The 10,294-nt window shown below is 69.2% G+C and carries 8 protein-coding genes; 3 read left to right on the top strand and 5 right to left on the bottom strand.

Annotation, left to right across the window (positions count from 1 at the left end):
• Window positions 1-112 precede the first annotated feature (112 nt).
• Together D7325_RS07965 and D7325_RS07960 are read left to right on the top strand one after the other, a co-directional pair.
• Window positions 113-1,288, top strand: a complete 1,176-nt coding sequence (locus tag D7325_RS07965) for an aromatic ring-hydroxylating oxygenase subunit alpha (RefSeq protein ID WP_120995020.1) — start codon at window positions 113-115, stop codon at window positions 1,286-1,288.
• Between the two features lie 97 nt (window positions 1,289-1,385).
• Window positions 1,386-3,575, top strand: coding sequence for a TonB-dependent siderophore receptor (locus D7325_RS07960; protein WP_120995019.1), 2,190 nt, complete (start codon window positions 1,386-1,388; stop codon window positions 3,573-3,575).
• Here the strand turns inward: D7325_RS07960 and D7325_RS07955 are convergent.
• The 5 genes from D7325_RS07955 to D7325_RS07935 form a co-directional block, all read right to left on the bottom strand.
• Complete coding sequence (locus D7325_RS07955; RefSeq protein WP_120995018.1) at window positions 3,569-4,498, bottom strand: ABC transporter substrate-binding protein; 930 nt, start codon at window positions 4,496-4,498, stop codon at window positions 3,569-3,571. The two genes, D7325_RS07960 and D7325_RS07955, sit on opposite strands and share 7 nt — an antisense overlap.
• Window positions 4,495-6,501 (bottom strand): Fe(3+)-hydroxamate ABC transporter permease FhuB, encoded by a 2,007-nt coding sequence (gene fhuB, locus D7325_RS07950; protein WP_245962046.1) that lies wholly within the window; start codon window positions 6,499-6,501, stop codon window positions 4,495-4,497. The genes D7325_RS07955 and fhuB overlap by 4 nt, the downstream gene beginning before the upstream one ends.
• A complete protein-coding gene (locus tag D7325_RS07945) occupies window positions 6,501-7,268 on the bottom strand; it encodes an ABC transporter ATP-binding protein (RefSeq protein WP_120995017.1) in 768 nt (255 codons plus the stop codon). Before D7325_RS07945 ends, fhuB begins: the two co-directional genes overlap by 1 nt.
• Window positions 7,262-8,017 (bottom strand): siderophore ferric iron reductase, encoded by a 756-nt coding sequence (locus D7325_RS07940; RefSeq protein ID WP_120995016.1) that lies wholly within the window; start codon window positions 8,015-8,017, stop codon window positions 7,262-7,264. The genes D7325_RS07945 and D7325_RS07940 overlap by 7 nt, the downstream gene beginning before the upstream one ends.
• Before the next feature lie 123 nt (window positions 8,018-8,140).
• Entirely contained in the window at window positions 8,141-9,358 is a 1,218-nt protein-coding gene (locus D7325_RS07935; protein ID WP_120995015.1) for a M24 family metallopeptidase, read from the bottom strand.
• A gap of 241 nt (window positions 9,359-9,599) precedes the next feature.
• On the opposite strand from D7325_RS07935, the gene D7325_RS07930 reads away from it, so the two are divergent.
• Window positions 9,600-10,163: a helix-turn-helix domain-containing protein gene (locus D7325_RS07930; protein WP_120995014.1), complete on the top strand. Its 564-nt coding sequence runs from the start codon at window positions 9,600-9,602 to the stop codon at window positions 10,161-10,163.
• Window positions 10,164-10,294 lie beyond the last annotated feature (131 nt).

The following is a 10,294-nucleotide window of genomic DNA, read 5'->3' as shown; positions in this document are numbered from 1 at the left end:
GCAACCGGCCCCTCGGGGCCGAACGCTCCGGGCGATGCCGGGGCAAGGCCTCCGGCTGCCTGCACGGCGCCGGAGCGAGCAGCGCGGGTCACCCGTGCGAAGGAGCCTTTGCATGTTCAATCCCAACCGACTGGCCGTCGCTACGGCGCGTCCGGCCGTCCAGGCACCCCAGCTGCCGGTGGGCGATTACTGCGATCCGGCCGTCTACGAGCGCGAACAGGCGCTGGTCTTCCGACACAGTGCCCGCTACGTCGGGCATGAAAAGATGGTCCCGCGGCCCGGCGACTGGTACGCCCTGCCGCAGGACGAGCACGCCCGCGTGCTGGTGCGCAACGAACAGGGCGTCGAGCTGATCTCCAACGTCTGCCGGCACCGGCAGGCGGTGATGCTCGGCGACTATGGCCCGGACAGCGATCCCTGCGCCATTCGCCGCGGCAACCTGCGCGCGACCGGCGGACGCATCCTCTGCCCGCTGCATGCCTGGACCTACGACGACCGCGGCCTGATCGTCGGCGCGCCGAAGTTTCCGGAGCGGCCCTGCCGCAACCTGCCGCGCTACCCGCTGTTCAACGTCGGCGGCTTTCTGTTCGAGGGCGAGCGCAATCCGGCCGACGACATCGGCCCGCTGTTCGACCGCCCGGAGATGGATTTCGCCGGTTACGAGCTCGATCACGTCGAGGTGCATCCCTGCCGGTGCAACTGGAAGACCTTCATCGAGATCTACAACGACGACTACCACATCGCCTCCTTCCACCCCGGCTTGCGCCGCTACGTGCACAGCGGCGGCCTGAGCTGGGAATACGGTGACTGGTACAGCCTGCAGCGCATCGCGGTGACGCCCAACCTCGCCCGCGCCGGCACCGAGGCCTACCGCGCCTGGCACGAGGGCCTGCTGGCGCACTGCGGCGGGCAATCGCCCGCGTTCGGCGCCATCTGGGCCAGTTACTACCCGACCCACATGATCGAGGTCTTCCCGCACGCGCTGGTGCTCTCGACGGTGTACCCGCAGGGCGTCCACGAGACGCTCAACGTCGTCGAGTTCTATTACCCGGCCGAGCTGCGCCAGACCCACCGCGACCTCTGCGAGGCGCACCGCGTGGCCTACCTCGAGACGGCCCTGGAAGACGACGAGATCGCCGAGCGCACTGACGCCGGCCGCCGGGCGCTGTATCGCCGCGGCGAAGAGGACAGCGGGCCCTACCAGCTACCGCTCGAAGAAGGCATGCAGCACTTCCACCGCTGGTACCGCGCGGTGATGCAACGCGTGCCCGAACCGGGCCTGGCATGACGCCGGCCCTTCACCCACACGAGGAACGGACGCCATGCACTGACCACGACTCCCTTTCGCAAGCACCCGATCAGTCACTCACAAGAATGCCAATCCAATGACCGAACACTCTTACTCGCTGACCACTCAACCGGCCGGGCCGCGGGCGCGGCTGTCCGCCCTGGCGCTGGCCTGCCGGCTGGCCCCCTTCGCGCTGCTGCTGGCGCCGGGCGCCGGCTTCGCGCAACAGACGGACGATCCGCTGGTACTCGACCCGGTGGATGTCACCGCCGAGCGCGCGGCAGTGCCGAACGTCACCGAGCGCAGCGATTCCTACACCATCGGCGCGACCAGCACCGCGACGCGCCTGGACCTCGCACCGCGCGAGACGCCGCAGACTGCCATCACCCTCACGCGTGAGCAGCTCGAGGACTTCAACCTGACCAACGCCACCAGCGCGCTGCAGGCCGCCGGCGTCAACGTGCAGCGGGTCGAGACCGACCGCACCTACTACTCGGTGCGCGGCTTCGACGTGTCGAACTTCCAGATCGACGGGATCGGCCTGCCGTTCAGCTCCGAAGAGCAACTGGGCGACATCGATACCTTTCTCTACGACCACATCGAAGTGCTCAAGGGCGCCAACGGCCTGACCGCCAACCCCGGCAACCCGGCGGCGACCGTCAACTTCGTGCGCAAGCGCCCGACCCGCGACTTCCAGGCCGAGGCCGCGCTGAGCTACGGCTCCTGGGACACGGTGCGCGGCGAGCTGGACGTCTCCGGCCCGCTGGACGAGGCCGGTCGCATCCGCGGTCGCGTGCTCGCCGTGCAGCAGGACGGCGACTCCTACCTGGACCGCTACTCGCTGGAGAAGACGGTGTTCTCGGCCATGCTCGAAGCCGACCTGAACGACCGCAACACCGCGCTGTTCGGTTATTCGGAGCAGCGCAACCGGCCCAACGGCATCATGTGGGGCGCCCTGTCGGTGTACGACAGCGAAGGCGATCCCATCGACTACAGCCGCTCGAAGAGCTTCGCCCCGGACTGGGCCTATTGGGACACGAAGGACAAGCAGGCCTTCGCCGAGCTGACCAGTTGGCTGGGCGGCGGCTGGCAATCGCGGGTGTCGCTGAACTACCGGGAAATCAGCTCCGACGCCGAGCAGTTCCTCGCCTATGGCGTGCCGGACGCAGACACCGGGGCGGGCCTGTTCACCTACGCCTCCAAGTACGACCGCATCGAACGGCAACTGCTGGGCGATGCCTACCTCAAGGGCCCGTTCCAGCTGTTCGGTCGCACCCACGAGGCGGTCGTCGGTACCAACTGGTCGCGCTCGACCACGCGCTGGTCGTCCTACGATGACGCCTTCAACATCCCGCTGCCGGCCGGCTTCGATGGCGACTATCCGCGGCCGGACTTCGACAACGGCCTGACCAGCGGCGCGGACTACACCACCTATCGCCGTAGTGTCTATGGTGCCGGGCACTTCAGCGTGACCGACCGCCTCAAGCTGATCCTCGGCGCCAACCACACCCGGCTCGACAGCAGCGGCTATCAGACCGGCGACGAGCACAGCTACGCCGAATCGAAGACCACGCCCTACGCTGGCGTCACCTACGACTTCGGCGGGCATTATTCGGCCTACGCCAGCTACACCAAGATCTTCAGCCCGCAGCACCTCTTGGGCGCGGACCTGACGTTGCTCGATCCCATCGAGGGCGACAGCGTCGAGGGCGGCGTCAAGGGCGAGTGGTTCGAGGGCCGGCTGAACGCCAGCGCCGGGGTATTCCGCACCGAGCAGGAGAACACGCCCGAGTACGGCGGTTTCGACAGCGGTGCGGGGGTGTCCTACTACAACACCGTGGACGCCATCTCCAAGGGCTACGAGCTGACGCTCGCCGGGCAGATCACCGACAACTGGGAGGCCAGCGCCGGGTTCACGCACCTGTTCTCGCTGGAAGACAAGGAAGGTCGCACGGTGCGCACCTATGTGCCGCGCAACTACCTCTACGTCGCCAGCACTTACCAAGTGCCGCAGGTGCGCGGGCTCGAGGTCGGCGGCAGCTTGATCTGGCAGGACGACACTTCACGGGAGCAGGGCGCCACGGCGGCCGGCGAAACCATCGTCACCCGTCAGGACGCCTATGCGGTGGTCAATGCGATGGCCAGCTACGACATCGACGAGCACTTCAATGTCGCGCTCAACGTCAACAACCTGTTCGACGAGGAGTACTACACCAGCCTCTACTGGGAGCAGACCTACTACGCGGCGCCGCGCAACGCGACCGTCACCCTGACCTGGGCCTACTGAGCCGGCTCGGTCGAGTCGGACCCGCCCGCCGCCTGCACGGCGGTGGGCGGGATCTCCAGCAGGGCCTCGGTAATGGCTTCGGCCAGGAACAGCACGCAGAACACGCCGCCGTGGGTCCAGGTCGAGCGCATCCCGGCGAAGCGTCCCGCCCGGACGAAGGGCATCCCCTGCCACAGGCGACTGTCGAACAGGCGCTCCCCGCCCGGAAAGGGCTCGATGTGTACCACCACGCCCCGGTCGATCTCGCTGAGCACCGTCACCGGCAGCTGCAGGTTGCCCCAGCGGCTGACCGGCGTGTCGTAGGCGCTCTCCAGCCCGAGCAGTTCCAGCGCATGCCGGGGCATGGAGTTGGGGCCGTAGACAAGCACGGCGGTCGGTGTCGAGAAACGCACCACCGTCACCGCCGGCAGCGACTCGCCGAAATGCGCGTGCAGCCGGTCGCGCAGCTCACCCAGCCGTGCATCCATTGCCGCCAGCGTCGCGCGTGCCCGGTCGAGCCGGCCGACGCGTTCGGCCAGCGCCAGGTAGTTCTCGCGCTGCATGGCGTAGTTGTCGCGTTCCTGCGTGAAATCGCCGTAGGACACCACGGGCGCGATGCGTTCCAGCTTGTCGCGCAGGTCTTCGAGCAGCGGGGTGATGACGATCAGGTCGAGGTCGAGCTGGGCCAGCAGTTCGAGGTTCGGCTCGGTCCGCGTGCCGACCTCGACCGCCGACTCGGGCAGCGTCGGCCGCACGACCCAGGCGCGGTAGTCGTCGGCATCGGCCACCGCGACCGGCTCGAGGCCGAGCATCAACAGGTGCTCAATCGGCTCCCAGCTCAGCGCGGCGATGCGCGGCGCCTCGTCCGCACGCGCGGGGGCGCCGAACGAGGGGGCGCCGAAGAGGATCGCCAGCAGGCTGAAGAGCGCGAGCAGGATCTTCATGCGACGCGGTGCCGGATCAGCAGGTAAAGGAAGTACAGCCCGCACAGGATCGAGGCCACCAGGCCGACCGGTATTTCCAGCGGGTACAGCAGCGAGCGCCCCAACCAGTCGGACACCAGCATCAGCCAGCCGCCCAGCAGCGCCGCCAGCAACAGTTGCGGCACGACCCGGCGAGCGCCGAGCAGCGCGGCCATGTGCGGGGCGAGCAGGCCGAGAAAGGCCACCGGACCGAGCAGGCTGGTGACCACCGCGCACAAGAGCGACACCAGCAGCAACAACGCCAGCCGGGCGCGGCCGACATCCAGCCCGCGGCTCAAGGCCACGCCGTCGCCGATCGACACCAGTGTCAGCGCGCGGTGGAAGGCCAGGCTGATGCCGACCAGCAGCACCACGGCGACGCTCAGCACGATCGCCTCGCCGGCTTCGACGCGGTAGGTCGAGCCGGCCAGCCAGCCGAGCAGCGCCAGCGCGTCGCCCTGGCCGCGGGTCAGCCCGATCTGCAAGGCGGTGTTCAGCAGGGCGGCCAGCGACACGCCGACCAGCACCATGATGCCGGGCGAATAGCGGTGCCGGCGGCCGAAGACCAGCAGCAGCCCGAGCACCAGCAGGCTGCCGCCGAAGGCTGCGATGGGCGCGATCAGCTGCATCTGCCCGGCGCCGAACAGCATCACCGCCGCGACCACGGCGAGCGTGGCGCCGGCCGTCAGCCCGAGGATGTCGGGGCTGGCCAGCGGATTGCGCAGCAGGCGTTGCAGCATCATCCCGGCGACCGCCAGGCCGCAGCCGGCCGCGACCGCCGCCAGCAGCCTGGGCCAGCGCAGCGACCAGAGCAGTTCGGAGGGCCAGCCGAACGTCCAGCCCTGCGGTCCGCGCGCGAGCAACAGCCCGAGCAGCGCCACCGTCGTGCCGGCCAGGAGCAGCCACGCAAGTCGCCGTCGATCGAGCCGTTCGGCGCCGGGCGGCAGTGCGAGGCTTTGCCGGTCTTCGGCGCCGAGCTGGCGGCGGGACAGCCACAGCAAGGCCGGTGCGCCGATCAGCGCCGCCGCGGCGCCGCTGGGGATGAGTTCGGAAAACCAGCGGTTCAGCACCAGCGTCACGGCATCGGCGCCCAGCAGCAGCAGCGCGCCCAGCAAGGCGCTGTAGAGCAGCTCGTCGCGGGCGGTGCGGGCGCCGCACAGGCGGGCGAGGTTGGGCGTGATCAACCCGATGAAGCCGATCAGCCCGACCGCGGTGATCGCGACCGACGTCAGCCACAGGCAGGCGAGAAACAGCGCCAGCATCACCGGCCAGAGCGACAGCCCGCGCGCTCGCGCACCCGCGCCACCGAGCTGGAGCAGGGTCAGCGGGCGCGGCGCCAGGGCGATCAGCACGAGGCCCACCAGCAGCTTCGGCCACAGCCACTGCACCCAGTGCCAGTCGATCTGCCCAAGGTCGCCGGCGCCCCAGATGAACAGGCCCCGGCTGTGCTGGTTATGCACCAGCAGGATGGCCGTCGCGATGGCGCCGAGCAGCAGGTTCAGCGCCATGCCGGCCAGGATCACCGGCAGACCGGCCGAGCCGTTGCGCCCGGCGATCAGCAGCGCCAGCCCGACCGCACCCAGCGCGCCGCCGAGCGCGGCCCAGTGGCCGTGCGTCGCGGCCAGCGCGGGCGCGAGCACGGCGGTGGCGGTCAGCCCCAGCCAGGCCCCGGAGGCGGCGCCAAGCGTCATCGGCGAGGCCAGGCGGTTCTGCGTCATGCGTTGCAGCACGCTGCCCGACAGTCCCAGTGCCGCGCCCACCAGCAGCGCCATCGTCAGGCGCGGCAGGACGGACAGGCCGAACTCCAGCGCGTCGAAGGTGCCGGCCGGCGGCGGGCGCAGCGACCAGCGGTCCAGCGGCCAGTGGGTCATGCCGAGGTTCAGGTGCAGCGCGGCCAGCACGCCGAGCGCCAGCAGGGTGACCAGGTAGCGGCCGGGCAGGTGGGTCGGCTTCCACGGCGCGGTGTTGGTCGCGACGGCCTGCACTAGCTCACCACGGCGATGCGGCGGGCCTGTCCGGGTTCCTCGACCAGCCGGATGTCGACGTCATAGAGCGCGCTCAGGCGCTCGGCCGACAGCAGCTGCTCGGGCGTCCCGTCGAAGAAGCACCGCCCGCGTTTGAGCGCGACGATGCGATCGGCGAAGCGCGCCGCGAGGTTGACGTCATGCAGGATGGCGACGATGGCGCGCCCGGTTTCCCGGTTCAACGCGCGCAGCAGGGCCATGAGCTGGTACTGGTGCGCCAGGTCCAGCGCCGAGGTCGGCTCGTCGAGCAGCAGCAGCGGCGCTTGCTGGGCCAGCAGCATCGCCACCCAGGCACGCTGGCGCTCGCCGCCGGAGAGGCTGTCGGCGAGATGGTCGGCGTAGTCGGTGATGTCGGTCTGGCGCAGCGCGCGGTCGATCGCCTGTTCGTCCTCGGGCTGCCAGCGCGCCAGCAGGCCGCGCCAGGGAAAGCGGCCCAGGCGGACCAGTTCGCGCACGGTCAGCCCGGCCACCTCCGGCATCTGCTGCGGCAGGAAGGCGACCTTGCGGGCGAAGGCGCGCTGGCCGTAGCTCGCCAGCGGTTTGCCGTCCAGCGCGATGTGCCCGCGGTCCGGGGCGAACTGCCGGGCGATCAGGTTCATCAGGGTCGATTTGCCCGAGCCGTTGTGCCCGAGGATGACCGTGAAGCTGCCGGCGCCGAACTGCAGCCTGTCGAGCGCCAGCACCGTCCGACCGTCGCGCCGGACCTCGATGGCCTCGAGGCTCAGCATGTGGCCGCCAGCGTGCGCAAGCGCTGCAGGCGTTCGTCCGCCGCGAGCTTCGGGCAGCTGTCACAGAGCTCGCCGTCGGTGCGGCGGAAATGCTGGCAGCACACCTTGCGGCCCATGCCCAGGCACTGGCGGCCGTCGTCGAGCGCCAGCGGCACCAGCGCGCCGCCGCCCGGCAGGCCGAGTGCTTCGAGCCAGGTGCACTCGGCGTCCAGCAGCGCCTCGTTGGGGATCGGTTCGTGCCGCTGCGCCAGCAACAGGGCCGCGCGCAGGCAGTCGGCGACCAGCAGGCGCGCCATCTTCGGGTAGATGGACGCGACGGCGTTGAATTCGGCCAGCTGGCTGTCGACGAACGCCTGCAACTGCTCGCTGGCGCAGGCCACCAGCGCGCGCTGGTCGCCGCGGTACGGACAATGAGCCGGCAGGCGAAAGCCATACACCGAGCCGTCGGCGACCGATTGCCCCATCTGCGCCAGGCAGGGCGCACGACCGCACAGGTGAACCGCCAGCAGGCTGAGGTAGATCGGCTGCCAGATCAGCAACGACCAACTGCGCGCCGACCAGTAGTGCGGGCCGGCCTCGGGATGGGCGCGCTGCCAGTGGCCATGCAGCGCGGCTACCTGGGCGGCGTTGCCCGGTCGCCCGCAGCTCAGCTGGTGCCCTTGCGGCGCACCGACCTCGCCCGTCAGCCCAGGCAATACGCGGGCAGCGACATGCAGCACTTGAATCAGGTCGTGGCAATCCTGGGACATGACGTCGAACCGCGCCGATCATTACAAACGCGAAGAGTCTACGCCCGTTATTGAGAATGATTCAAATCTGGCGGGTATTCGAACGGCTCGGCGCCGCCGCCGATGGTGGCCATCCAGAACGCACTAGCCCAGGCCGAACGGGTCGTCGAGGCTGTGGCTCGGCTCGGTGAACCAGCGCGGCCCGGTTTCGCTCATGTAGAAGTGATCCTCCAGGCGTACGCCGAACTCGCCGGGCACGCAGATCATCGGTTCGTTGCTGAAGCACATGCCGACGTCCAGCGGCGTGCGGTCGCCGCGTACCAGGTACGGCCCTTCATGGATGTCCAGGCCGATGCCGTGGCCGGTGCGGTGCGGCAGGCCCGGTAGCTGGTAATCCGGTCCGAGGCCGTTGGCTGCCAGCGATCGGCGCGCGGCGGCGTCGACGGCTTCGCAGGGTTCGCCGAGCTTCGCGGCGTCGAACGCGGCCTGCTGGGCGGCCTTCTCCATGGTCCAGATCGCGCGCTGGCGCTCGTTCGGCTCGCCGAAGACGTAGCTGCGGGTGATGTCGGACAGGTAGCTGTGCAGCCGGCAGCCGGTGTCGATCAGCACCATGTCGCCCTTTTTCAGCGTCTGCGGATGCTTGACGCCATGCGGAAAGGCGCTGGCCGCGCCGAACAGCACGATGCAGAACACCGAGCCGCCGCCACTGACGCGCCGGTGCGCCTGGTGGATGAACTCGACGACTTCGTCGGTGCGGATGCCTTCGCGCAGGATGCTGGCCGCCGCCTGCTGCACGACGAGGGTCATGTCCTTGGCGCGCTGCATGAGCGCCAGCTCGGCCGGCGACTTGCGCTGGCGCAACGGCGCGGTGACCGGCGCGGCATCGATGAAGCGGTAGTCGCTGCCGGCCTGGCGGATGCCCTCGGCCATGAAGAACGGCAGCGTGCTGCTGAGCCCGATCCGCGTGCGGCCGGTCTGCGGGATGCGCTGGCGCAGGCGCGCGACGAGCAGGCGGAACGGGCATTCATGCTCCTGCCAGGTGAGGATCTCGCCGGGTACGACCTGGAAGTCGCGCACCGTGCCTTCCTCGAAGGCGGGCGCCAGGTATTTCAGTTCGCCGTCGGCCGGCAGCAGGGCGCCGACCAGGCGCTCGCTCGGGCTCCAGCGCACGCCGGTGAAGTATTCGAGGTCGCTGCCCGCGGCGAGAAACACCGCGGCGATGTCCAGCTCGCGCAGCCGTGACTGGGCACGGGCGATGCGGGCCTGGTACTCGCTCAGGCCGATCGGCTCGGCGCCATGGGTCATGTCGCTGAGCCGGGCGAGTGCCTGCTCCGCCGTGCTGCCGCCAATGCCAAGGGTCATGCCTGTCTCCGATGAGCGATCCCGGCGGAATTTAAGTACAGCTTAAATCCGGAAGGCAAAGATTTTCTTCGCCAGGATGTTTGCGAACGAGCCGCGACGCGCAGCGCAGCCACCCTCATCCGGGCAGGCAGGGCGCGTGCCAGAGCGTTCGCGACCGCTCGTACAGCCTCTGACTCTCCGGTGCTGGCGCTCGCCCGTTGCGCTGGCCGTATACTGGCCACTTTCCCCACAGGCCGCTCTCATGACCGTCGACCGCATCGGTGAACGCCTGCGCCGCTATCGGCGCGCCGCGAAGAAAACCCTCGACCAGGTCGCCCGCGAGTCGGGTCTGACGGCGAGCTTTCTCTCCCAGGCCGAACGCAACCTCACCGGCGTATCGATCTCCTCGCTGGCCAACATCGCCCAGTCGCTGGGCATTCCGCTCAACGTCCTGTTCGACCAGCCCGAGCAGCCGCAGCCCGATTCCCACCAGGGCGAGCGGGTGCGCTACACCATCGAGGGCCAGCCGCTGACCTATGAGCGCCTGTCGAGCAGCTTCCCCGGCAACCAGCTCAATGCGGTGAAGGTGAGCGTGCCGATCGGGTATCGCTCCGAGCTGATCAGCCACGACGGTTCCGAGTTCGCCTATGTGCTGTCGGGGCAGATCCGCTACACCGTCGACGGGCGCGAGTACCCGCTCGGCCAGGGCGACTCGATCCACTTCGATGCCAGCAAGCCGCATTACTTCGCCAATGCCGGCGAGGCCGTGGCCGAGGTGCTGACCGTCACCACGATGCGCCTGTTCGACGACCGGTCGACCCACTGAGCGACGGGCCCGCCACGGTGCGTTGAGCCTGCCTGGCGTATTCAGCTTGGCTTAATTTGTGTTGACCCTGTTTTTAGCATGACTTAATTTCTGGGCCACCTGGCTGCCCGAAAGAGCAGCCTTTTGCGGTT

Origin of the sequence: Stutzerimonas urumqiensis (genome assembly GCF_003640395.1) — a bacterium.
Lineage (GTDB): Bacteria > Pseudomonadota > Gammaproteobacteria > Pseudomonadales > Pseudomonadaceae > Stutzerimonas > Stutzerimonas urumqiensis.
The sequence above is the reverse complement of the archived record's forward strand: the minus strand, read 5'-3'. Positions and strand labels throughout refer to the sequence as shown.